This window comes from Simiduia sp., assembly GCF_058345725.1.
The window spans coordinates 19,442-42,791 of record NZ_JBTUOC010000033.1 but is presented as its reverse complement, the minus strand read 5'-3'; the positions used below and the strand labels follow the sequence as shown (position 1 = coordinate 42,791).

At 57.6% G+C, this 23,350-nt stretch carries 24 protein-coding genes; 1 reads left to right on the top strand and 23 read right to left on the bottom strand.

What is annotated here, in order from left to right; all coding sequences use genetic code 11:
* The first annotated feature begins 45 nt into the window (after positions 1-45).
* Positions 46-720 (top strand): copper resistance protein B, encoded by a 675-nt coding sequence (locus ACW8F6_RS08370; protein ID WP_491575402.1) that lies wholly within the window; start codon positions 46-48, stop codon positions 718-720.
* A gap of 44 nt (positions 721-764) precedes the next feature.
* Here the strand turns inward: ACW8F6_RS08370 and ACW8F6_RS08365 are convergent, their stop codons facing one another.
* From ACW8F6_RS08365 to ACW8F6_RS08255, 23 genes are all read right to left on the bottom strand, one after another.
* Positions 765-1,724: a D-Ala-D-Ala carboxypeptidase family metallohydrolase gene (locus ACW8F6_RS08365; RefSeq protein WP_491575401.1), complete on the bottom strand. Its 960-nt coding sequence runs from the start codon at positions 1,722-1,724 to the stop codon at positions 765-767.
* The gene (locus tag ACW8F6_RS08360; protein ID WP_491575400.1) at positions 1,721-3,340 is read right to left on the bottom strand and encodes a L,D-transpeptidase family protein; all 1,620 of its coding nucleotides are present in this window, start codon (positions 3,338-3,340) and stop codon (positions 1,721-1,723) included. Before ACW8F6_RS08360 ends, ACW8F6_RS08365 begins: the two co-directional genes overlap by 4 nt.
* A gap of 98 nt (positions 3,341-3,438) precedes the next feature.
* Complete coding sequence (locus ACW8F6_RS08355) at positions 3,439-4,215, bottom strand: GGDEF domain-containing protein (protein ID WP_491575399.1); 777 nt, start codon at positions 4,213-4,215, stop codon at positions 3,439-3,441.
* Positions 4,216-4,519: 304 nt separating this feature from the next.
* On the bottom strand, positions 4,520-5,476 hold the full coding sequence (locus tag ACW8F6_RS08350) for an AgmX/PglI C-terminal domain-containing protein (protein ID WP_491575398.1): 957 nt from the start codon (positions 5,474-5,476) through the stop codon (positions 4,520-4,522).
* Positions 5,477-5,486: 10 nt separating this feature from the next.
* Complete coding sequence (locus ACW8F6_RS08345; RefSeq protein WP_491575397.1) at positions 5,487-6,005, bottom strand: ExbD/TolR family protein; 519 nt, start codon at positions 6,003-6,005, stop codon at positions 5,487-5,489.
* Positions 6,002-6,553 carry an ExbD/TolR family protein gene (locus ACW8F6_RS08340; RefSeq protein ID WP_491575438.1) on the bottom strand — a complete coding sequence of 184 codons (552 nt, stop codon included), beginning with the start codon at positions 6,551-6,553 and terminating at the stop codon, positions 6,002-6,004. Before ACW8F6_RS08340 ends, ACW8F6_RS08345 begins: the two co-directional genes overlap by 4 nt.
* Positions 6,554-6,615: 62 nt before the next feature.
* Entirely contained in the window at positions 6,616-7,287 is a 672-nt protein-coding gene (locus tag ACW8F6_RS08335) for a MotA/TolQ/ExbB proton channel family protein (protein ID WP_491575396.1), read from the bottom strand.
* 24 nt (positions 7,288-7,311) lie between these two features.
* On the bottom strand, positions 7,312-7,599 hold the full coding sequence (locus tag ACW8F6_RS08330; protein ID WP_491575395.1) for a hypothetical protein: 288 nt from the start codon (positions 7,597-7,599) through the stop codon (positions 7,312-7,314).
* The gene (locus ACW8F6_RS08325) at positions 7,596-8,324 is read right to left on the bottom strand and encodes a tetratricopeptide repeat protein (RefSeq protein ID WP_491575394.1); all 729 of its coding nucleotides are present in this window, start codon (positions 8,322-8,324) and stop codon (positions 7,596-7,598) included. Before ACW8F6_RS08325 ends, ACW8F6_RS08330 begins: the two co-directional genes overlap by 4 nt.
* Positions 8,311-11,196 (bottom strand): tetratricopeptide repeat protein, encoded by a 2,886-nt coding sequence (locus tag ACW8F6_RS08320; RefSeq protein ID WP_491575393.1) that lies wholly within the window; start codon positions 11,194-11,196, stop codon positions 8,311-8,313. The genes ACW8F6_RS08325 and ACW8F6_RS08320 overlap by 14 nt, the downstream gene beginning before the upstream one ends.
* A 5-nt stretch (positions 11,197-11,201) precedes the next feature.
* Entirely contained in the window at positions 11,202-13,082 is a 1,881-nt protein-coding gene (locus ACW8F6_RS08315) for a tetratricopeptide repeat protein (protein ID WP_491575392.1), read from the bottom strand.
* Positions 13,083-13,084: 2 nt separating this feature from the next.
* Positions 13,085-13,606 carry an AraC family transcriptional regulator gene (locus tag ACW8F6_RS08310; RefSeq protein WP_491575391.1) on the bottom strand — a complete coding sequence of 174 codons (522 nt, stop codon included), beginning with the start codon at positions 13,604-13,606 and terminating at the stop codon, positions 13,085-13,087.
* Positions 13,607-13,799: 193 nt separating this feature from the next.
* Positions 13,800-14,774 (bottom strand): FAD:protein FMN transferase, encoded by a 975-nt coding sequence (locus ACW8F6_RS08305; RefSeq protein WP_491575390.1) that lies wholly within the window; start codon positions 14,772-14,774, stop codon positions 13,800-13,802.
* Positions 14,771-15,544, bottom strand: a complete 774-nt coding sequence (gene gspN / locus ACW8F6_RS08300; protein WP_491575389.1) for a type II secretion system protein N — start codon at positions 15,542-15,544, stop codon at positions 14,771-14,773. Before gspN ends, ACW8F6_RS08305 begins: the two co-directional genes overlap by 4 nt.
* 34 nt (positions 15,545-15,578) lie before the next feature.
* Positions 15,579-16,073, bottom strand: coding sequence for a type II secretion system protein M (locus ACW8F6_RS08295; protein ID WP_491575388.1), 495 nt, complete (start codon positions 16,071-16,073; stop codon positions 15,579-15,581).
* Positions 16,070-17,371, bottom strand: a complete 1,302-nt coding sequence (gene gspL, locus ACW8F6_RS08290) for a type II secretion system protein GspL (RefSeq protein WP_491575387.1) — start codon at positions 17,369-17,371, stop codon at positions 16,070-16,072. The genes ACW8F6_RS08295 and gspL overlap by 4 nt, the downstream gene beginning before the upstream one ends.
* Before the next feature lie 4 nt (positions 17,372-17,375).
* Complete coding sequence (locus ACW8F6_RS08285) at positions 17,376-18,572, bottom strand: type II secretion system minor pseudopilin (RefSeq protein ID WP_491575386.1); 1,197 nt, start codon at positions 18,570-18,572, stop codon at positions 17,376-17,378.
* Positions 18,572-19,339, bottom strand: a complete 768-nt coding sequence (locus ACW8F6_RS08280) for a type II secretion system protein GspJ (RefSeq protein WP_491575385.1) — start codon at positions 19,337-19,339, stop codon at positions 18,572-18,574. The genes ACW8F6_RS08285 and ACW8F6_RS08280 overlap by 1 nt, the downstream gene beginning before the upstream one ends.
* Positions 19,332-19,709, bottom strand: coding sequence for a type II secretion system minor pseudopilin GspI (gene gspI, locus ACW8F6_RS08275; RefSeq protein WP_491575384.1), 378 nt, complete (start codon positions 19,707-19,709; stop codon positions 19,332-19,334). Before gspI ends, ACW8F6_RS08280 begins: the two co-directional genes overlap by 8 nt.
* Positions 19,699-20,199, bottom strand: coding sequence for a type II secretion system protein (locus tag ACW8F6_RS08270; RefSeq protein ID WP_491575383.1), 501 nt, complete (start codon positions 20,197-20,199; stop codon positions 19,699-19,701). The genes gspI and ACW8F6_RS08270 overlap by 11 nt, the downstream gene beginning before the upstream one ends.
* Positions 20,200-20,205: 6 nt before the next feature.
* On the bottom strand, positions 20,206-20,658 hold the full coding sequence (gspG, locus tag ACW8F6_RS08265) for a type II secretion system major pseudopilin GspG (protein ID WP_491575382.1): 453 nt from the start codon (positions 20,656-20,658) through the stop codon (positions 20,206-20,208).
* Positions 20,659-20,674: 16 nt separating this feature from the next.
* Positions 20,675-21,907: a type II secretion system inner membrane protein GspF gene (gspF, locus tag ACW8F6_RS08260; RefSeq protein WP_491575381.1), complete on the bottom strand. Its 1,233-nt coding sequence runs from the start codon at positions 21,905-21,907 to the stop codon at positions 20,675-20,677.
* 4 nt (positions 21,908-21,911) lie between these two features.
* On the bottom strand, positions 21,912-23,345 hold the full coding sequence (locus tag ACW8F6_RS08255) for a GspE/PulE family protein (protein WP_491575380.1): 1,434 nt from the start codon (positions 23,343-23,345) through the stop codon (positions 21,912-21,914).
* Positions 23,346-23,350 lie beyond the last annotated feature (5 nt).

The following is a 23,350-nucleotide window of genomic DNA, read 5'->3' as shown; positions in this document are numbered from 1 at the left end:
ATTGCGAGGCCGAGCACTCAACCCACTCACATTTGGAGCTTACTGTTGAAAAAATTTTTGGCTGTGTTGTCGGCGCTGTGTGCGGCATCGCTACAGGCTCAAGAGGCGCGTTTTTCCGGTGAGTTCGATCAGTTGGAACTGCGCAGCCAAGGTTTAGCGCTATGGGATGGCGAATTATTCTACGGCAATGCGGCCGACAAGGCGCTGGTATTAAAAACCAGTGCAGAGGTCCCGAATCGCCACTTAGGCGCGCACGAATTGCAATTATTGGTGCAAAAAGCCATCAACGACAGCTGGCAATTGCGCGCTGGTCTGCGCAACGACACCTATCCAGATCCACAGCGCAACTGGGCCGTGCTTTCGCTAAGCGGTGAAAACGCGCAGGGAACAGCCTTTGAAGTGACAGGCTACGCCCACCGCGATAATCAAAGCCTGCTACTGGGCGCCGAACATTTCTGGGAATTGCAGCCGCGCCTGAAATTGATTCCGAAAGCCGAACTGGTATTCAACAGCAAAGACGATGTGGAAACCAGCGTTGGGCAAGGCCTGAGCACCCTGGAGCTAGGCGTGCGCCTGCGCTATATCCACTCGCCCCAGCTCAAGCCTTACGTCGGCGTTAATTGGATCACCAGCTACGGCAATACGCGCGACATGCTGGCCGCAGAGGGCGCGCGCAAACAAAATTTCACCGTGCGCGCCGGCCTCAGTTGGGCCTTCTAAGCACGCCGGTTTATCGCCGCAACTGGGGCGTTGCAGCCGGGCCGTTAATCGAGTCCCCAGCGCGCCCTAGATCCACGCACGTCGACATGAACAAAGGGACCGTGGGCGCTGTTGCTGTCGTAACGTCCCACGCCACCCACCAGATCTTTGCGGCCGGTGCGCTTTACCAGCGTGTCTGCCCGCTGGTAGAGGTAAGTTGCATCTTTTAGGCTGACTTTACCGTCGCCGTTCAGGTCGTCCATCACGCCGTCTTTCGGCGCAATATCCACGTACACATCGGCGGCACCACCGTACAAATGACGGCTAGCAGAAACGTTGCCTATGGCGCGGTTATAGTAGGGTGTGCGGTAGCCGCTCATCACCACCAGGCCGTCTGCGTCTATACCCTGGGCGTTAATATCCTGCAGCAACAATTCCAGTTTCTGCAACAGGCGCGGGCGCAGCACGACAAATTTTGGGTAGCCGCTGGCCTGCTTGCATAAAAACTGCCCAAGGGTAAAGTGCGGCGAAATTTTCAAATCCAACATGTTGGCCTGCACCTCGATATAGCCGATAGGCGGAGCGTAGCTTTGTAAACCATTGCGGGCCGGCGGATAATTGCCAATGCGGTAACCTTTTAATTTGCCCTGCTTAACTTCTTTTGCCGGCACCAAGACAAAGACCTGCAGTGCGATGCGCATGTTAGTGGCGCGCTGCACTAGCGTTAATGGCAAGTAGCCAGGCTGTGCCGGCGCGCGCCAATCAATGCGTCTCTGTTTGCTTGGCTGGCTCATATCGCCAACAATCAACTCGTAATCCTGATCGTCTGCAAAGGCAAAGTGAATCATTTGCTCCGGTAAAATAGGCTGAAATCCAATGGCATTGTCCAGCGCACGGCCATTGAGCGACACCGCGAAAGGCGCAAGCTGTGGATCGAACCCGAAACTTAGCGGCGCAATTGTCATGGAGCCACACAAGCACAATGCGCGCAAAACGAAAACAAAGGCGTCATTCAATGATGTCATAGCGACGGCACTCCCGGCGCGTCTATAGCGCTGATTAAAGGTTGAGTCAGCGCTTGCAACAGCGCCGGATCGCGTCGGTAAATATCGCTTCTAAAGTGCAGGGTATCGCTGCTGTTGACCCAGGCAGTCCAGTATTCAATGTGCACGGGTACTGGCTTTTTCAGGTGAACCGTGGTGGTTACGCCGGAGGCCACTATTGCGTCGATTTTTTCTCGTGTCCAACCTTCCTCGTTTAGCAACAACACAGCCAATGCCATGGGATCTGCAACGCGAATACAACCGGAACTGAATGCGCGCTGATGCTTATCAAATAATTCGCGCGCCGGTGTGTCGTGCAGGTAGACGTCGTGCGCATTGGGAAACATAAATTTAACCTGCCCCAAGGCATTCAATGGGCCTGGCGCCTGCACTAAGCGAAAATTAAAATTTTTGCGGTTTACCGCATGCCAGTCCACGGTGGAGGGATCGACAACTTCAGCGCTGCCGCCGCGATATACGGTAAAGCCATAGTCCAACAGGTACTGAGGATTTTTTTGAATTTCGGGTAACTTGTCCTGAATAGCCAATTTGGCGGGCACCGTCCAGGTGGGGTTAAATACCAGGTAACGCACCTGGTCGGAAAACACCGGCGTTTTGCGATAATCGCGCCCAACAATTACCGGCTGCTGCATGATTCTGTCGTTGTTTTCGATAAGGCGCAAATCAAAGCCCGCGATATTTACCAGCAAGAACCGGTCACCCAAGTCGCTGTCTAACCAGCGCCAGCGCTCCAGGTTGACAATAATCTGCTGAGCGCGCTCCGCGGGCGTCACGTTCAGAGCACTGAAGGTTTCCGGCCCAATGTCTCCGTCTTCTTGCAGACCGTGACGCTTTTGAAAATTGCGCACGGCAGTCGCCAGCTCGACATCCAGATGATCCGCCTGCCAGCTCGCCGACAGATCCCCCAATAGTACCAGCCGCGCGGCAATATCGGCCAGGCGCGGGTCTTTGCCGTTGGCTTTGATAGAGGGCCGCAACGCGAAAGCAGGCCAAGGATGTTCGCTGAACGATCGGAGTTTTTCCAAGGCCCTAATCAATCGAAAATAGCGCGGTTGATTGGGGCGCACGCGATTGAGCACGTCATCCAACGCAGCACCTGCAGCCAACTCCTCCAGACGCTGGAGCGCAGGCGTGAGGTTGCGCGGTGCGGGCAATTGATCGGATAACACTTGCAGCGCCGACACCTTTCCGCCTTGCAAGTGCGTCACCAGGGTAAGAAAGCTGTCGCTCAACAGTAACTCCGTGTCGACGGGCGATGACAGCGGCGCAACGGAATCTGGCGCAGCCTGGGCCAAGCGGTGGGCCGAATAATCAGCGGGCAATAGACCCTCGCGATCTATGGTCTGGAGCACCTCAATTAACCGTCGGCCTTGAGTGGTCAACGAATTTTCCACGACCCAGAGCCCTTGAAATGCCCGCTGCTGATAAAATTGCTGCAGCGCGTCGGCCTGCTGCACGCGAACACCTAGTGCTGTAGGCGTAAAACCCGCTTGCCAAGCGTCCAGGCGCAGCTGCAGTTCATCTTCGGCCAGGGCGGATAAACTCAGCCCCAATAGCAGCGCAAACAAAAATTTCATGACTTATGATTTTCCTCGTCGATGTGGACGGAGCAATGGATGGGTGAACAGGTGGGTCGTTGCGGCTGAAGCGCACAGTCACGCGTCGAGTATAGCGGTCAACCTAGCACGCCGCGCTCGGTACTGGCGCGATGGGTGACGTCTTTGATCGATTCGCAGAGCAGGCCATTTTTTCCGTGCTGTTTCACGCGGTACATCAAAGCATCGGCCATACTCAGCAGTACGTCGGCCCCCATCGCCGGCCGCTGGCAGGCTACGGCGCCAATACTCACGGTCACAGCCGGCGGTTGGCTGGCGAGCTGCGCATTGATAGCCGCCTGCAAGTTGGCCAATGCAGTCTGGGCCGCCAAGACATCGGTTTGGGGCAAAAGCAGGGCAAATTCATCGCCCCCCAAGCGCGCCACACTGTCTACTTTGCGCAGCGTAGACTGACACACCTGCACGATCCGTCGCAATAGTGCATCTCCCAATCGATGGCCGCCGCTGTCATTGGCCGCCTTAAAATCGTCGACATCCACGTAGGCCACAGTGAGCCATTGATCGAAGCGCTGATGGCGCACAATTTCTTGCTCGAGCCGTTCGTGAAATTGGCGGCTGTTCATGGCGCCGGTTAAATCGTCGGTGCGCGCCAGTTGTTGCTCGCGCGCCAAGGTCGACAAAATCACCTCCTGCATGTGGTTAAAGAGCAGAAAAAAGCACAGGCGCACCAAGCCGTTCCACACCGCCACCCAGAGCGACGTGTCGGGCGTTTGGGCAAAGGACTCAATGACATACCAGGCTAATGCGCACAGGCAAGCCACCAATACGCCGGCCCGGTAACCCAACCAACGACCCGCCAACATGACCGGCAACAGGTAAAACAAAGAAAAAGACAAAGCGGCGCCAGTGACGTAATCCAACACGCCAATCGCGACGAGACAGACACACACCGCCAACAAAGCCAAGAATGGGGTAGGTGCCTTTACATGGGGTGGCCACACGGCGCTGCTCTCCCTAATTTTGAGCCTTTGCCCGTAAAGCAACTCAAGCGCCCAGCAGGTGTCAACTTGCACAGGCGTGTCACCCGTCCTGGGAGACACAAAGATAATCTACGCCTGTTTTTTCGCCTTCGCCATAGGGGTAGAGAAATAAAAAAAGCCGGCAAGCCGGCTTCGTAAAGTGGTCGATTTTCCCTGTCTATTAGTAAGGCAGGAAGTCGAAGGAGTAGTTCAGTGACGTTTGTGTCACGTTCTCCTGTGCAAAGCGGATCAGCTTCAAGCGCGACAAGATTTTACTCTCTAGATCGGGGTCGTTCAGGTCACTCGACACCAGGCTGGCGGCGCTCACCTGACCGTTGGGCTCGATCACCATTTTGACTACTACCTTGCCCTGCAGGGTGGGGTTTTTGCGCAACGCACGGTTGTAAATAGCAAAAATGGCCGCTTTGTTTTTGTCCATGACGCGGCGAATTTCTTCCTCGCTGCGACCAGAGACATCGCGGTTATTCTTGCTGGCTTTTACGGCCGTACCACCGGCAGCCAGCTTGGAGTCCACCTTGGTGGTTTCCCGGCCACTGAGCGCCACGCCACCGGTATCGCGACTGACTGCGGCATTGCTGATACCACCCGACGTGGATTTAGCACCGCTGGTGATCATGGAGCGATCGAGCTTTTCAGCTTCGGCAGCACCGCGGGTAATGTTAGCGCTAGCCACGTCTGAGGCGTCGAGCGCTTCGCGCATATCCATCAGGTCGTCCTGAAACTGCAGCAATCCGGAGCTGGCCGCCTTTTCTCGCGCCTTGGCTACATCGGGCTTGGGCGGCTCAATTTCCTTAGGTTTTTCCTTAGGCTTTTCCTCGGGCTTTTCCTTGGGTTTTTCCTTAGGCTCTTCCTTGGGCTTTTCAGGCTCCTTTGGTTTGGGCGGCGGTGGCGGCGGTATTTTTTTCTCCAAAATAATTTTCGCTAACTGCGGTGGCAGTTGAGCCGCTTTCTCGCGCGTTATTTCAGGCACATTGATGAGCGGAACAACGATACCCAAAATCAAAAATGCCACGCATAACGCGATGAGGATTTTTTTGTAGCGCTCGTTGTCCTGCTCTAGTGAACTCCAGGGCAGGAGCAAACTGGGCTTAATGATAGCCGTTCTCTTTGCTTGCATAATCCCCGCCTCAGCTGTCCGTTGCCGCACTTTCATCGCTCGCCTTAGAGACAGCCAATGAAATATTGCGGTATTCGTTTTCGGCGCAGGTGGCCATCACTTTCTTCAGCAGCGTATAGGGAATGGCCTTGTCACCCATAATGGTCACCGCCCTGCCCTGTATCTGCTCCTCTTCCGTTAGCGGCCGCGCATTGGCACTCAAAAATTTCAATTCTTGTGCCAGAGCGGCAATGTTATTGCCGGGCTCGTTTACCAGATCCTGCACCTTTGCCACCGGCCGACCACCTACGAGTAGATCGGTTTCATTGACGCGCACCACGATAGTGGTGTCGGGCATTTTTTCTGCACTGGAGGTTGGCAAGGTAATGGATTTATCTGTTTGTAGCACTTCCACGTCGGAGGAGTTTACCAACAGGAAAAACACCAATATGGTGAAAATGTCCATCAGCGATACCAGGTTCAGCTTAGACTGATTCTTGGCCCGCTTATGGTGCTTGGCCATGCGTTTGGCTCTTAGCGATTGCTTCATGGCGCGCTACCCCCTTCTGCAACAGGCGCCGCGTCAAAGCCGATATTGCTCGGCGCATCGCCCAGTGAAACATCGGGGAACAGCTCTGCATCTACTTCGTTTGCCGCCACCACCGCTTTAAAAGAGCGCACCGTGTCCATGACAGATACCAGTGTCTGATAGTCGGTATTTTTTTGCGACAGCACCACTATGTCTCGCTTTTCTTGGCCCAATTCTTCCAGGCGTGCCTTCACTGCCTGCAAAATATCGGACAAGGTCTGGTAGTCCTGCTCGCCCGTTTCCAACGCCGGAATGGCGCGCAACTTGCGACCGGCCGGTTGGTTGACCACAAAGCCTTCCGGGTAGATCACCACTTCCAACGTGTACTGGTCGGGTGTTTCCGGGGCGGAGGTCGGGTCGGCAGCCAGGTCGGGCAGTTTTAAGTCCAGAACTGTAATATGCGAAAACACCATGGAGAGCAGCAAAACTGGCACCAGCACGATCATGAGGTTCATGAACGACGTAATGTCGAGCTCCGCCTCTTGCTTGTGTCTGTGTTTGGGTCTCAACATGCGTTAAACCTTTTATTCAATGTTGCGTTGTCGACGACAGCTCGCGCTGTCCGAACAGGCTACTGTGCTGTGTCTTGCGTGCGCGTTTTGGTGGCCACGGCGCGCGCGCTGGCCATCAGGTTCAGGCATTTCACGCCCGCCATTTCCAGGCTGTCGACAATTTCAGTGGTTTTGGTTTGCAGCATGGCGTGCAATAACAGCAGCGGAATGGCGGCAATCAAACCAAAGGCGGTGGTGTTCATGGCCACGGAAATGGACTGCGACAAGAGCGTAGCTTTTTCTGTAGGATCGGCATTGGCCACTGCGGTAAAGGCCGCAATCAGACCGATAATGGTACCCAGCAGACCTAACAGCGTTGCAATATTTGCCAGTGTGGCCAGGTAGGGTGTGCGCTTTTCCAGGCGTGGAACCGCCTCCATCACACCCTCTTCCATGGCCAGCTCGATGTCATCGCGACGCTGGGATTCCGCCATGCGGGCCACGCCCGAGGCAACCATGCGCGCAACGGGCGCATCTTCGCTGTTGCCCATGGCCACAACTTTTTTGTATTCGCCCTTAGACAGCAGCGGCAGTATGCGGTCAAAGGCCCGGCGGTTACTGATTTTTGCGTGGGTTAAAAACAACCAGCGCTCGAGCGCAATGGCCAGGCCCACCACTAACACGAGGGAAATGGGGTACATAAAAGGTCCGCCATCTTGAAAGAAGCGGAGTACGGTGTTGATGAAATCCATAAAAGGTTCCTCGGTTTTCAAATATCAGTGATCAACAATAGTTGGACTTTGGGTATTGGGTAACAGGGTTTCGATGGCGTGAATTTCGCGTTTTAGTTCGTTGCGATCTACCAGCATAAAGACATCGTCGAGCGCGGAATCCATAGCGCCCTGCAAGGTTTCACTGCGCTCGGCGTTTTGCCAGGGAATGATGTAGAGCACCTTTGGTTGCTCCTGGTTACCGGTGACCGTGGTGCCCAGGGTAACGTCTTGCGCCCAGGCCGGCAGCGCCAGTCCCATTAACAGCAAACTGTACACAGTGCGCAGGTTCATGGGTTAGCCTCCTCATCGGGTTCAGTGGACTCGGCGGCCGGTGCCTCGATGGCGACCGGCGTGTCCGGCAGGCGCCGCTCAATATCGACAATCCAAACGCTTACCAAACGGTCAGGTTCTGGTTGCAGTGCCTGAAAGGTCCGGTAGCTGGTGAGTGCGTCGGCCAGACGGCCCATGTACAGATCGTACAAAATACCCAGATTCTTGTGGCTGTCGGCGTGGTCGGGCCACACGGCCAACGCCTTTTGGTAGAGCTGTTCGGCGGCGGCAAAATCGCCGGCCTCGCGTTTCAGCAGTGCCAGGGCATTATAGGCATAGATATTCTTGTCGTTGATAGCAATGGCATTCTGCCACTGACTTTCGGCGTCGGCCGGCCGATTGAGGCGGTAGTACACCATGCCCAGGTTGTAGTAGAGCCCCGAATAATTCGGGCCTTGGGCAATGGCCTGCAACAGCAGCGGCTCGGCGCTACTCCACTGCTGCTTGGCCATGGCCGCTGCGGCTTTTTCTTGCAGTCCGCGCACGGCGGGATCATCGGGCTCCGGCTGATTGGCGTAGGGATTGGGTGTGGGTACTCGCGCGACTATGGCGCCCGGCTCAGCGGCGACTTCGTGGGTCGGCTCGCCCTCCGTGGGCTGAGTGTTATCGGCGGGTTGCTTCGGGCCGGTGGCGCAAGCCGTCAGCAATAGCAGTAGTGCCAGCAGGCCCGGTTTAGTGCAGTACATCGCTGACCTCCAATATCGACTCGGCCTTGCGATAGCGCGCCGGTAGCAACCGCTCAAGTTCTGTAAAGCTGCGTTTTACCCAGTCGTCGTAGGTGCCGGCCCAGGCCCGCTGCGCATTGGCTTCAAAAATCTCAATGGCCTGCTCTTCAAAGGGGAAGGCCTGCTCCTCTAACAGAATTTCATACTGCTCTAGTTCTAGTTCATCCAGGCCCTGGGGCCGCTGTGAGTCCAGCAAATCGCGACTGAGTTGGGCGTAGATAGCACCAATACGGTGGCTGGCCTGGGTGGTGTATTCGGCCACACCGTACTGCAATAACCCCTGGTACAGTCCCAGGGTGTCTTGCAGTGCTTTTTTCTTTTTGGCCAGCGAGGTCTTGAGCGGCAAGCGCAGCGGAATACTTTCGAAAGTTTGATAAAAATCGTCGGCCCGCACGCTGGTGGCCATAGCGGCCAGGTAAATCGAGCGATCGCTGCGCTGATCGCCGGCGGTGCGGTCGCTTTCAATGAGTTTGCGCAACCAGTAGTCGCGATTCTGGGTATTGCCTTCTTGCTTATAGAGTTCGCTCAGTTTGTATTGCGCCTCTAAGTTCTGGTTGAAGGGTTCCGGATGGTTGTGCGCGTACTCGCGGTAAAAATTAATGGCGCGCGCCGTGTCGCCGTCGCGCTCGTAGTACTCGGCGGCCACGAACAACGACTGTTGTTGCAGCGCAGAATCCTGACTATTGCGGGCCTGCTTAAGCAATTCATCGGCCGCTTGCGACCAATTTTCACTGCGTTCGTAGATCAACACCATTTTCGGCGTAATGCTAGCTGTTAACGCGTGATCGGGATAGCGCTTGCGGAAATCCAGCAACAGGCGCTCGGCCTCGTCCCAGCGTTCGAGGTCCATTAAATAATTGGCGGCATCGTACTGCGCACTGATTGCAATGTCGCTGTTGGGCGCCAGGGTTTGCACGCGGGTTAACTGATCGACGGCCTCGGCAATACTGCCGGCGGCGATGAGTTGCTCCGAGCGTTTGTACACGCTGGCGGCAATTCGATTATTTATGTCCGCGCGCGCCGGGTCGTTGGCGGGCAACAAGGCCAGCACTTCCTGATAGGCGTGCTCGGCCAGCGTGTATTGCGATGTGTCGTAGTAGCTTTGCGCCAACACCAGCCACGCGGTTTTACGCAAATCGGCAGCCGGTTGTGGTTGCCACTGCGTCACTTGCAGGGCCGCCTGAATCGCATCCTCTGGTTTGCCCTGTGCCAGTAGTTCGTTGGCCGCTTGGGTGAGCACAGCGGCGGCGCGCGCATCCTGCGGGAAAGCCTGGGCAAAGCGCAGAGCGCTGGCAATTTTTAAATCGCCCCAGGCCTCGCGATCCTCCGGAGTGAGACTGTCGCGGGTCAGTATTTCAGTGGCCGCAAGAATGGCGCTGTAACCTGCGGTTGAGCCCCGCTGCTCCGAGCGGTATTGATAGGCCACTTGTTCGAAGGCGGTGAAGGCCGCCTCCAATTTGCCGGCCTCATACAGCGCCTCGCCCATCAAAAATGCCATCTCGGGCGTTTTTTCATCGTCGGGAAAGGTGGCAATAAATTCCGAATACCAAAGGGCCGCCTGGGCGTAGTGCTGCGCGCGTTTGGCCACCAGCGCCGGCTCCAGCTTGGCGCGCTCGGTCGATTTCAGTTTACCGATATCGACCTGGGCCTGTTGTGCGCTGGCGTGTTCGTAGCTGGCCAATTCCTCTAGGTAGGTGTGCAAGTAGGTGCGAATCGGGGCGCGTGCATCCTCGGTCAAACTGGTCCAGTAGGCGCTGGTAAAGCCGTAATTGCGCACAAAGGATTCCTTGGCCGGCAATATCAGCGAGGGGAAATTGCCCTGGCCGTAAACATCGATCTGCAATACCGAGAACTTGGGTGAGTGCTCATCCAATTCGTTGTGGGCCACATAGTGGCCGTAGGTATCGGCGCTGTCGCGGTAGCGCTCCTTTTCCAGATACAACTCGCCCAGCGATTGATACAGCATGTGGTGATAATGCCGCTTGCCAATATCGACGTAGGTCTGCTCGATGGTGTCTGGCCCATCCAGGTAGGAAAAGGTCACCGCCATAATCCGCAGCGAGTCATTCAACAAGTTTTTATTGGTGGCGGTCAACTTGTCGGTGCTACTACCGGGTGGCAACAGGCGGTCCAGCACCGCGGTAAAGGACTCCAGCGACTGGGTATACCAGCCGCGCTTAAACATACTCCAGCCGTGCATGTAGGTGGCATTAATAAAATAGGGCGTATTGGGCCCGGCATCCACCACCGACTGGTAGCCCTCGGCGGCGGTGATATAATCGCCCGCGCTGAATGCCGCCTCGGCGCGTCGAAACTGGGCCTCGGCAACAAAATCACCCTCGGGGTGTTGTTCGGTTAGATCCGCTAACACCCGATTTGACGCCTCGGTGTTGCCGGTAAGCGCATGGGCTTTGGCGAGTTGGTATATGGCTTCCTGACGCGCTGCGGGGTTGTAGAGTTCGTCCATGGAATAACTCAACAACGCTTCGTACTGGGTAATCACCTCGGCAAAATAGGGCGCGGGGTCTTCGGTGCCGTCCAGCAACTTTTGCTCGGCGCGCAACATGGCCAACTCGGCTAGGCGCTCGTGAATATCGCGTTTAATGCGCTCGTCTTCGGCCACTTCCAGCGCCGACAGATAGCGGCGCTGTACCGCTTCGAGTTCGGTATCGGCCACGATGGGTTTGACTTCCGGCAAGCGCGCCGGTTGTAGAGTCTCTAGCTTAGGGCTGGTGTCTACCAGCTCGTCGTCCATAAAGCTGCACGCCGACAAAGCCAACACACCGGAAAGCGACAGGGCCAGGGCCAGCGGTCGCATAGAGAATTTCGCCACTGCCATTACTGCTTCAACCGCTCGTCGTACAGGCGCGCAACGCTCAAGCGCGTGCGGGCCAAGTAATTTTTAATGCGCGTTTGCTGCGCGTCCAAGGCGGCCAGCACCTGTTCGCGCAACGCGTTTTCCTGCGCCGCCAACTGGCGATCAAGGGCCACCGTTTCCGCGGCAAGGCGCTGATCCAATGCCGCCATGCGCTGCTGGTACGGTAAAATTTCGGGCGCCTCGTCGATGGCTTTTTGCAGTGAGTCTCGGGCGTTGGCCAATGTATCTAGCTCTGCTTTTAAGGTGGTGTGGGCACGCTTTTGCGACCAGAGGTTTTCGCTGAATTGTTCTTGCGCCTGCCACAGTAAAACGCCCCGGTAAAAAGCTACCTGTTGCTGTTCCCACGCCATGTCTTCGCCCTGAGCCGTCAATGCGTCCAGATGCGCCTGGGCGCTCTCGACCATGGCCTGCTGCTCGAGCCGGAGCTCGTCGGTGACCAACGCTAAGTAGTCGCGATTTTTTTCCACCTGCATGATCCAACCAGCCAGGCCATTGGCCTGTTCGCGCAATTCACCCTCTAATTGCATTTTTCCCGAGGCTTGCATAGCCGCTACTTTTTCACTGCGCAGTGCACCGCGCTGAACCAGTAAGTCGGTGTAGATAATCTGTTTGCGCTGCCACTGTTCCAGCGTGGATTGCAAAAACAGTAAATCCCGCACGGCTTGCACGCGCGCCTGAAAATCGTTACGGGCAAAAATTTCCGACAAATAGGCCAGTTCAGGTTGCAGTGCCACTGAGGCATCAAGGGCAAACCAACTTTGATTGCGGCTGCTGTCGGCGCCACCAATGACTTGCAACAGGTATTGATCACTTAATTGCGCCCGCAACTGTGCAATTTTATCGAGTTCGCGCACAAAAATTTGTTCGGCGCCCTCGTAGGCTTCCAGCGCTGCTACATCGGCATTCAGTTGTTCGTAGGCATAGGGCACTGCCAGCAACGACTCAAGCACACTCACCTGTTGCAGCGAACCCGCGTTTAATTGCTGCCAGGGGGCCAGCGCCTGCTGGTATTTTTCCAGCGATGCCCAAGCCCATCCCAAACCCAACAGGGCGCGATCAGAGTAGGGGCCAGTGAGGCGCACCTTTTGAAATGCGGCCACGGCTTTCTGGTATTCGCCCTGTTGCAGGTGTACGTAGCCGCTGGCGGTGTAGGCGCGATCGCGCAGGGCGCGCTGCAACTTTTGTTCAACGGGATTGTGCTTCAAGGGCGTGGCAGTCACAGCCGCCAAGTATTTCTGGGCTTCGATGGCCTCGCCTTCGCGCCCGAGTGCCACGCCCAGGTTGTAGTTTACCAGCTCGTGCCAATCGCCCATTTCGGGCAGCGTGGCGTATAGCGCTTTGGCCTCTTTGTAATCGTCGTTGCGCAATAAAATTTGCAACCGCATGGCCGCCAATTCGCGCGCCAGGCGGCTGTCGATCTCTGCTGAAATTTGATTAAAACTTTGCTCGGCGCCGGCCCAGTCACTTTGTTGGTATTGCAATTTACCCAGATAAAACCAAGCTGTGTCGCGCACATTGAGCGGCTTGTTTTCGGTGAGCAGTTCGCTGAAAGCGCGTCCAGCCCGATCTTCCATACCAAAGGCCAGGCCAATGGCGCCGGCAATGATGGCCGGATTGTCCTGATGCCCCTGAATACCGCCGCGGGCATCGGCCACCATCAGCTCGCTCAGCGCGGCAAAATAATTATTTTGGTAGTACTCGTACAAAGTGACACCATAGCGGAGATCCGCCACACTGCTGGGCAGTGAGTCACTGTCTTTTGTCGAGCCCTGTGTGGCCACGGTCAATAGCGTCAACCCGGCGGCGATCCGAGCGGCGGCTTTACCCCAACGCAACTTCACAATCAGTTATCCCATTCCTTGATATCGAAATCGGGTTGCATGCGTGCCGTGGAGTCGTTGATGCGGATTTCCAGTACCTTGGGATCTTCGTCTTTGTCGATGGTCAAGCGCGCGCCGCGCTTGTAGTCGCGGCCATCTGGCCCCTGGCCAACAAAGACGGCACTCACTTCGTGTTCGCCCGCTTTCAGATTGCCCATATACAGGCGCTGTACGCCGCCGCGAAACAGCGCGTCCAACTGCTGCTCTGTGTAGAGGTGGCTGGCCACTAGCTCGTCGTCAATTAACAGCTTGACGGAGTCGAGCCGGAAGAATTGCCCCACATCCATGGACAGGAACACACTCACCTGGGTAGTGGCGGGAAAGAGCAACTCCTCCTCCAGAATCAGCAGATCGCGATTGAGTTCCAGCACTCGCTGTTTGAGCGATTCGACATCGCTGGCGTCCTGGGCCTTGGCCGGTTGCGCGTGAACTGCCAAAGTCAGTGAGCAAAGCAAAGCTGCCAGCCACCCTGTGCGATTAAACATCCTGAAGATCCCTTGTATTGGCGCGTAATTCAGTGTGCGTTTTGTCGCCCCTAGCGCCTCGTTGCCCGTAGGCTCAGAAACGCAAATTGCAGAGACAAAAACAGACCACAGTCTAGGGGTACCTGCGTGCAAAATCTTTGCCGCAGGCCACAAAAGCTCGATTCTACGCATCCCGCTCGGCGAAAAGAAGCGACTATTGCGCCTCTGGCGGCCGCAGGCCGCTGCTGTAGTGCACCCTGCCCTTGACGTCGATCACTATGGCATCAAATTCTGGCAGGGTTTCTACCAGCGCTAAACCAGCTTGCACCCCCAGCACAAACACCGTGGTAGACAGCGGGTCGGTATCGAAACCGGCGGGCCCTAACACAGTGACGCTCATGACGCCGGTACTGGCCTTGCCGGTGCGCGGATTCAGTATGTGGTGCACCCGCTCGCCATTATCGTCAATAAAAAAGCGCTCGTAGTCGCCCGAGGTCGACAGCGCTGTGTCGGTCAGCGGCAGTTTGAGCGCCACGGCGTCGGCCGCGCGCGGGTTTTTAATGCCCACCACCCAGGGCCGGCCGCGCTTGTCGCCGATTACGCGACTGTCGCCGCCGGCACTCACCGACGCGTGTTGCACGCCGCGCGCCCGCAACAGTGCCACTGCGCGATCCACGGCATAACCCTTGGCAATACCGCCCAGATCAATGCGCAGATCCGGGTGCCGAAAATGAACCCTGCGCCGGTCGCGATCCAAGTCAATCAACCGATAGTCGATGGCCGGCAGCAGGCGCGCGCGCTCGTCGTCGCTGGGCTGCTGTCCGGCGCGGTAGTCGTAGCGAAAGCCCACCGAGGCAAAGGTGACATCAAATGCGCCCTGGCTGAGCTGGCCGTAATAAATAGCCCTGTCCAGCATCTGCACCATGTCGGCGCTGACGGACACAGGCGCCTGGGTGGCGCTGGCATTCAGCTGATAGAGCTCGGAAGTGCTGATCCAGGGACTAAGCCATTGGTCGATGCGACGCATTTCGGCCATTACCTCGGCGGCCGCCAGCTCGCCCTGGACCGGGTCGTCGTGCCACAGGTAGACGGTGATATCGGTACCCATGATGGCCGCTTGCTGGTAGTGCCACTCGGCGCGGGCGCAACTTGCCACGCACAGCAGCAGGCACAACAGCGCACACCTCATGGTAGGCGCGTTTCCAGGTGGTAGGCGCCGTCGCGCTCTTCAAAACCCAGTAGCGCCAGGGCGTTGCCCCACTGCAAGCGGTAGGATTCCGACAGCCGCAACTCTGACTGGATCATCGCCTCCAGGCCCGCCCGACCCAGTGTCAGCTGGTCGCTTTCAGCCCGCCAGGCAATGGCTTGGTCTTCACTGGTGAGCGCGGCGAGAAAGGGCTTGCCTTCGCCGCCCTGCAATTGGAAATCCACGGCGCCAAAGTTTTGCCAGTCTTTGTCCAGTTGCAGCGCAAACTGCGCGACCCGGCCATTGCCGTTGACGCTGACCACCTGCTGACCCGACAACTGCAACTCGTCGATGGCCAACTGTAATTGTCCGGCGGCCTCCACCGGCACCATCAGGCGCAGAAAGCTGGCCGGCAGCTGCAGGCGCACATCGGTGACGCGAGTGCTGCCCGTCAAGCTCTGACACGCTTGCCCTTTTAGCTGCTGCGCCTTCAAGGACGCCTGCACCTGGGCGCAGGCGCGCAGCGTCAAGAGCGCGGCCGGCTGCAGTTGCCAGTCAAATTCACCCAGGTCGAATACCAGTTGGCGACCCTTGTAAGGCGCCAGCTGCAAGCGCGCCGATTCCGCTGAGCCCGACCAGAAACTGCCGCTCACGCCCTGCAACTGCAGGCCGCCGGTAGCGGCGAGGCTGGCCATCAAGCTGGCGGGCGCCAGCCAGAGCAGCCAGGCCAACACCATCAAAAATCCCACGAAAATCCAACGCCAATACTTCATGTTGCTCTCTTAATATCCGGTAACAGCGACGCCCTTAGCGCGGCTGTGCCAGGCGCGCTGTCAGCAGCACCCAGCCTTCTTTTTCCGTGGGGTTTATGGTCAGTTCGTTGATAGTCACCCCAGCCACGTTTTCCATTTCGTACAGCCAGCGCCACACCGCCTGGGTGGGCGAAGCCTCCAGGCGCACAAACATTTCGCCCTGTTGGCCGGGCTGGATGCCCCGAATGGATAAGCCCTGTTTGCGCAGACTGCTGTCGATCAACTCGGTCATGCTGCCACTCGGGCGCTGGCTGCTGCGCCCTTCGCCACGGCTGGCCTCGAGTTGTGCGGCCAGCTTATCCACTTCGGCATAGGTGAGCTGTGTGCGCGCCAGCGTGTTGACCGCGTCGTCGCGCAAGTTATTAATGGGCACCACCACCAGCATCCAGACCAGCATTAAAGCCACGGCGATACCGCCAATGGCCAGTAACGCCTGCTCGCGCAGTGGGCGACCGTACATCAAGGCCGATAATTGCTCGTTTAAATTCATTTGCGGGTCACCTTCATACGCGCCTGATGGACGCCATTGTTCACATTCACAGACAGCACTTGGGCGTCGTAACCGCGCCCCTTGAACTGGCTGCTAAGCGACTCAATATCCGCCAGCGCCGGGGCTTGTATGGTCAACCGCAGCTCCTGGGCATCGTTGACAAACTGCAGGTTCTTGACCTCGACCCCGTCGATGGCGGTGAGTACCGGTACCGTTTGCGACAAGACCTGCAGGGCGTTGCTACCCTGGCTGCTGCTGCCGGCCCGGTTCACCTGGTTGCGCAATTGTTTTAACGGATCGCTGATGGCGCCTACGGGCACGGCGGCGCGGTAGCGCTCGGTGATAGCGGTCTTCAACTCATCAGTGTGACGGCTGGCGGTGTGCCATTCGGTGAGCGCCACCAACAGATGCACCGCCAGCCCCGCGCCCAACAGCAGGGCCGGCACCTTCACCAGGGACAGCCAACGCTTAAGGGGGATACGGGGAAAGTACTGATCTACCGCCAGATTCGGCGTCTGCCGGTGGGCCGCCAAGGGTGTGCTCGCCAAACGCTGATTGGCCACCAGCGGTGCCAGACTTGCGGGCAACAGGGCGCGCAGTTCTGTTAGCTGCTCGGGCGTGCTGGCCAGTAATTGCAGTGCCTGTGGACGCTCATTTCGGGCCACCAGACTGCCGAGAAACAGACCCGCCAGACTCGGTTGCACTGTGCCGTAGCGTGTTTCCGACAGTCGATAGTAGAGGTGCGCGTCGTCGCGCAACAGCAGCCATTCGCCCTCGGCCGGTACCGGCAGCAGCGCCGCCGCACTGACAATGTGCGATACCGGCAGCTCGCGCTGGTAGAAAGGCGTAAGCCAGCTATCCAGCACCCTGCGCTGGCAATAGGCCAGATCCACGGCGTCCATATCCAGCGGGCCAAACACAAAGTGCAGTTCGGTGACATCGGTGACAATGTCGTCTTCCAGCTGAAAGGGCACCAACTTTTTGTAGTAGCGCCGCTCGCCGGGCGCCACGGCCACCCGCCGGGTCACCACCTGATGGCCGGGCAGCACTAAAATAACCTGTGCCGGCCAGGGGCTGACCTCGGCCACCAACTGGTTGATGTCACCTTCGCCCATGGCGAACCATTCGCCCGCGTCGCGTCGGCGCCAGCGGTACTGGGGTTCGGCGCTATCGTCTTCGCTCGCGGGCGCCGCCAGCGGGTACAAGTAGAGCCCCGAGAGCGCGACGTCGGCCGTATAAAGGTCGTCGCGGGCCTGCGTTTCTGAGGGTGCCGGGCTTGCCAGCGCGTCTGTTGTCATGGTGCTATCGCTTATTGTTTGATTCGTCTCGGCCTTCCGAGCGGTCGTCTCGGTTGCGGCTGTCCTTTTGATCGCGGTCGCCGCTGGCCTCGTCTGCGCGCTCTTGCGACTGAGCGTCGGTCGGCGCCATCAGGGCGTGCATTGCGGTACTCTGACCCGAGGCATAACGGGCTAAAACCTTAATATCCGCACCCGTACGCTGCAAGAGCATACGCCTAGTGATCACCTTATCGGCCAACTGCACCTCCACATTCAACCAGAAATGCTGAGTGTTCACACTGAGGCCAACTGTATCCAGATTGCCGCCGTTAAGCAGCGCCTGAAAATCGGCCTGCGTTTTAAAGGCCTCGCTGGTGGCAAAGCCCTCGTCGCCGCGCCAGCTCGAAAAGGCACCCAAGTCATCGGCGTTTAGCGGCGTCAATTGGTCGCTGCGGTTAAAGCTTTGTAAAATTTTAGTTTCCTGCACCGTGTTGAGATTGAGCGGCACATCGTTGCCCGGCAGCACAGTCACAAAGGGGCGAATGGCCTGGTAGATAGCCGGCGTGATGTGCTGCACCAACTTAAGCTCCTCCACCGATTCCATGGGGCCATCGGGCGGCACCCAGGTTACGCCCGTCTGCTGGTACTGCAGGGATTCGGCGCCGCCATAGCCCGTGGGCGCATCATCGCCGTCTATCCAATCGACAATGGCCTCGGTAATCATCACCGCCTGGTTGATGTCGATCACCAGCGGCGGTTCGGCATTGGGATCTGGCTCGGCATCCTTGCTTTTGCCGCTGGTCTGATTGCCGTCAAAGGTTTGCAGGAAGCGGATAAAGCGCCGTTGCGGCTCAGAAAACCGCTGCGGGTCCAGTGGGTCTGGCTTATCGACGATCACCGTGTTGAGGCTGTTGATGTTAAACACCGCCTGGGCATCGATCAGTGCCCCTTGCACCACACCACCCTCCACGCTGTAGCTGGCGCCCCCGGGAAAAGCCCAGTCCTCGTTCAGATGGTCGAGCTCGGGCGCGTCTTCTTTCAGCAGCCGCTTGGCCATGTCGATCATGGAGTCTGCGTAGATATCCTGTTGGGCACCGTACAGGCGATTTTCGGCGCGGGCTTGCACCAGCAACATCTGACTGGCGTAGTTCACCGCCAACGTCGCCACCAGCGCCACAATTAGCAGCGCCAAAATGAGTACGGCTCCCCGCTGGCGCCGCATCAGCTTTCAATTCCCAGCAAAATAACCCGGCGAATCTCGCCCAGATTTTGTAACTCCACCACCACTTCAACGGCGGTGGGCAGGACTGACGCGCTGGCGCCGCCGGTGCGTCCCGCCACGGGCGGCCAGCTGTCGGTCCAACTGCTGCGATCAGTGGGCGTACCGCCGGGCGCGAGAAAACGCAGAGTGAGATTATCCACTTGGGTCACCAGCCGGCGCGCCATGGAAATGTCTTCGTAAAACACCTCATCGCTGGGTAGCGAGTCGCCAAACACTTCGCTGTCGATGGGCCGAAAAAAACGCCAGATGGCGCCTTTGTGCCAAGCGTAAGTGACGTCCTGTAAATCGCTGCGCGGGCGGATGCCAAAGTTGACCCAGTCGCCGCGCACCAGGCGTAAAAAGCGGTGGTCCAGGTCCACGTCGGCCAGCAGGTTTTTGCGCTGTTGTTTAATGTCTTGCGTCTCGAAGGCCTCGCCGTACCCCAAAAAAGTATCGTCGGCCGTGGCCGAGGCGCCCGATAAACTTTGGCTAACGGCTTCGGCGGCAAATTTAAAATCGCGGCCGGCGCGCACGGTGCGCAGGTCTTGTTCCAATACCAGAAAAAAGCGATCCAATTCAGCCAGTTGATCGCCCAGGCTTTTACCCCGCTCCATGGCCGAGGTGGCCGAGCTCAGCGATTGCACCGCCAGCGTCGCAATCAGCGCCGCGATAAAAATGGCAATCAACACTTCGACCAGGGTAAACCCGCGCAGGCGTGCACTATTCATTGAACACCGCCGTCACCGAGGCCAGGGTGTCGTCCTGCGACAGGCCCACCGCCACTTCCACCTGCTGCGCTTTGATGTCGGAAAAATTGGTTGTGGTGGTGCGCCAGAACCAGCGCACGCCGGCCATTTCTGCTTCGCCACTTTCCGAGCTGGCAATCTTGGCACCGCCTTGCACCGTGGTTTGCATTTTTAAGAGACGGTATTCGGCAATTTTGTTTTGCGCCACATAGAGCGCCAGGGTTTTATCGCGCAGCAGCGCCTGACTGCTGGTTTGCGATTGCATCTGGCCGAGCAGCGCCGGCAGCGCCATTCCCACCACCATCAGCGCCACCAAAACTTCAACCAAGCTAAAGCCGCGCTCAGGGTTCATAGCTATCTGCCTGCACGAGATCGCCGGTTACATCCACGGTGATCAGCCCCATGGGTGTGTCGGCCAGCGCAAAGCGCATTTCGAAATTGGATATTTCGCCACTGCCGCTGAACACCACCTGGGGTGTTTGGGCTTTTTTGTTGAGGTCTACGGGCTGTTCGTCGATGCGCAGCTCAAAGGTCAGCGGCTCGGGCAGTTGCTGATCTACAAAAGGCGGCTCGGCGGGCACCCAACTGCCGCCGCGATAACGGCGCCAGGTCATTTCGAGGGTACCGTCGATGGCGGTTTCCAATTGTAAGCCCAGTAAATCGCCCTGCAGTGCGGCGTTTTCATCGGCGTAGCGCAGCAGGCGGAAGCTGTCGTCGATAAACTGGCGCGCCTGGCGCTCTTGATTGCCACCCAGATTCAAATTGACCATGCCGATGGCCAGGCCGATTAACATCAGCACGACCATCAGTTCGATCAGCGTAAATCCGGCAGCGCGTTTCACGGTAATTTAAGACTCAAAGTCGCTCATGGACTGCCAGTTGCCAATATCCGCAGCCTGACCCTCGCCACCGGCCACGCCATCGGCACCCAGGGTGTAAATATCCACTTCGCCATTTTCACCGGGGCTCAAGTACAAATACGGATTGCCCCAGGGATCTTTGGGCAGCGAATCCAGGTAACCGTTGGCCGGGTAGCGTTTGGGCATTGGGTCCAGCGACGGCTTACTGACCAGTGCATCCAAACCCTGCTCGCTGGTGGGATACATGAAGTTATCCAGTCGATAGGTTTTGAGTGCCGTCTCAATGGATTTGAAATCCGCAAATACTTTTTGCGTTCGCGCACCGTCGGCACGATCCAAAACATTGGGGGCCACGATGCTGATTAGCAGCCCGAGAATCACCAGCACCACCATAATTTCGATCAAGCTAAAGCCGCGCTGTGCGACCATTGGTTTGTTCATGACATCACCCTCAACATTAAACCATCGTGTTCATTTCAAAAATCGGCAGCAAAATGGCCATCACGATACCCGTCACCAGAATGCCCATAATAACCACCACCATGGGTTCCATAATGCCGAGCGCCGAGGCCAGGCGCCATTCCAGCTCCCGGTCCATATTGCGCGCCGCGTGTTCTAATTGCTTATCCAGGTCGCCGCTGGATTCGCCGCTGGCGGTCATCTGCACTAACAGCGGCGGAAACAGTTTGGTTTTTTCCATGGCGCGCGAGAGCGACGAGCCCTCTTGCACGTCCACCGCCAACTTTTCACTGGCGCGCGCCATCACCGCGTTGCTCATCACCTGCGTAGAAATTTTAATGGCGTCTAGCAGCGGCACACCACTGCCTGTGAGCAGGCTTAAGGTGGAGGCAAAGCGCGCGGAGTTAATTTGCGAGCTGATTTCGCCAAACACCGGCATGCCCAAAATAATGTTGTGCCAAGCGTAGGTGCGCGAGGGTTTCTGCAGCCATTTTTGCAACCCCATAATAAACAGCAACAGCGCCAGTAAACTCCACAAGCCGTAGTTGCTTAAATAGTCGCTCACCACAATCAACACCTTAGTGAGCGTGGGCAACTCCCGGTGACTGTGGGCGAACACCTGGGTTAGCTCGGGCACCACAAAGGTCATCAACATGGCAATCACGCCAAAGCTCACCACCAGCAGCACCACTGGATAGATCATCGCCATTTTTACCCGCTGGCGGGTTTCAAAAGTGGACTCGGTGTAGGTGGCCAAGCGATCGAGCACTGGTCCTAGGTAGCCGGCACTTTCGCCGGCGCGCACCAGGGCGCGGTACATGCTGTCGAAGGCGTAGGGCGCCTCGGCCAGCGCCTGTGCAAAACTGTGACCCTCGAGCACACGCGAGCGCACCTGCAAGATCATTTCTTTCAGCGCCTGTTTGCGTTGCTGATTGGCCGTGCTTTGCAACGCTTCCACCAGCGGCATGCCGGAGTTAAGCAGTGACGACAACTGGCGCGTAATAACCGTTAAATCCGCATCTTTAATGCGCCGGTGAAACTTGGGCAGGCTGAAACTAAAACCCGAGGTAGCCGCCGCCGTGCCCGGATTGCGCCCGGCGGGTTTGACGCTGATGGGTTTTAAATGACGGCCGCGCAAATCGGCGCGCACCGCGCGCTCCGAGTCACCTTCTATGACGCCTTTTTGCTGGCGCCCCTGTTCGTCAATGGCTTGGTAGGAAAAAGCAGGCATGGGCTTAACTCAATGTGGTGACGCGCAGCACTTCTTCCACGCTGGTTTCACCGGCCAGAATACGCTCTTTACCGGCATCCAATATGGACGGGCTGAACCGGCGGGCATAGGCCAACATGGTTTGCTCGCCGGCGCCTTCGTGAATGAGCTGGCGCATTTGTTCGTCGATCACAATGTGCTCGTAGATACCCAGGCGACCGCGGTAGCCGGTGTGCCCACACTGCTCGCAGCCGTTGGCCGAATAGATATCGCCCTCGGGCGCAAAGCCCAATTGTTCGCACTCGGCAGGCGTTGGCTTGTGCGGTTTTTTGCAGTCGCACAGGCGACGCACCACCCGCTGCGCCATTATTAAATCTAGACTGGAGGACAGCAAAAACGCCTCGACGCCCATGTCCAACAAGCGCGTGACTGCGCCGATGGCGGTGTTAGTGTGCAGCGTCGACAATACCAGGTGACCGGTGAGTGAAGACTGCACGGCAATGCTGGCGGTTTCGCCGTCGCGAATTTCACCGATCATTACCACGTCGGGGTCTTGGCGCAAGATGGCGCGCAGACCGCGCACGAAGGTCATGTTGGCTTTGGTGTTAACCTGGGTTTGCGCAATGCCCGGCAACAGGTATTCCACCGGATCTTCGATGGTCATGATGTTGCGCGACCGATCGTTAATCTCGGTCAGGCCCGCGTACAGGCTGGTGGTTTTACCGGAGCCTGTGGGGCCGGTCACCAAAATAATCCCGTGCGGTTTACGCAGTGCACCGGCAAAGGCCTGGTGGGTTTTGGCGGGCATATTGAGCTGGTGCAATTTAAGGGCACCGGCGGCCTGATCCAAAATACGCAGTACCGCCCGTTCGCCATAGGCAGAGGGCAATGTACTCACGCGAATGTCGATGGTGTGGCCGGCCAGCGTCACCGACATGCGGCCATCCTGTGGCAAACGCTTTTCGGCAATATCCAAGCGCGCCATCACTTTTATGCGCGAGTTGATCAGGGGTGCGAGTTGCGCCTTAGCTTGCAGGACTTCGTTGAGTACACCGTCTACCCGAAACCGCACCGCCACCCGATCTTCACAGGGTTCCAAGTGGATATCTGACGCTTTGGCCTTTACCGCCTGCGCCAAAATTGCATTGATCAGGCGAATCACCGGGGCGTCGTTATTGCCCGCCAGCAGGTCGCCCTCTTCGGGGATGTCGTCCACCAGTTGTGACAAATCCATGTCGGCCACGGCCTGTTGGGCGGCATCGGAATCGTCGTGGTAAACGTCCTTTAAGCGCTGCTTAAAATCCGCCTCCGGAATTTCCACCAACGTCAGCGCTTCGCCGTAGTGGCGCTGCAGTTCCGCCAATACCTGGTAGCTAATACCCGGCTTGTGTACCCACTCCTGGCCCGTTTTTAACACGCCATGGGTTTGCGCGTAGCTGAAGGGCAATAGATCGCTCATGCCGA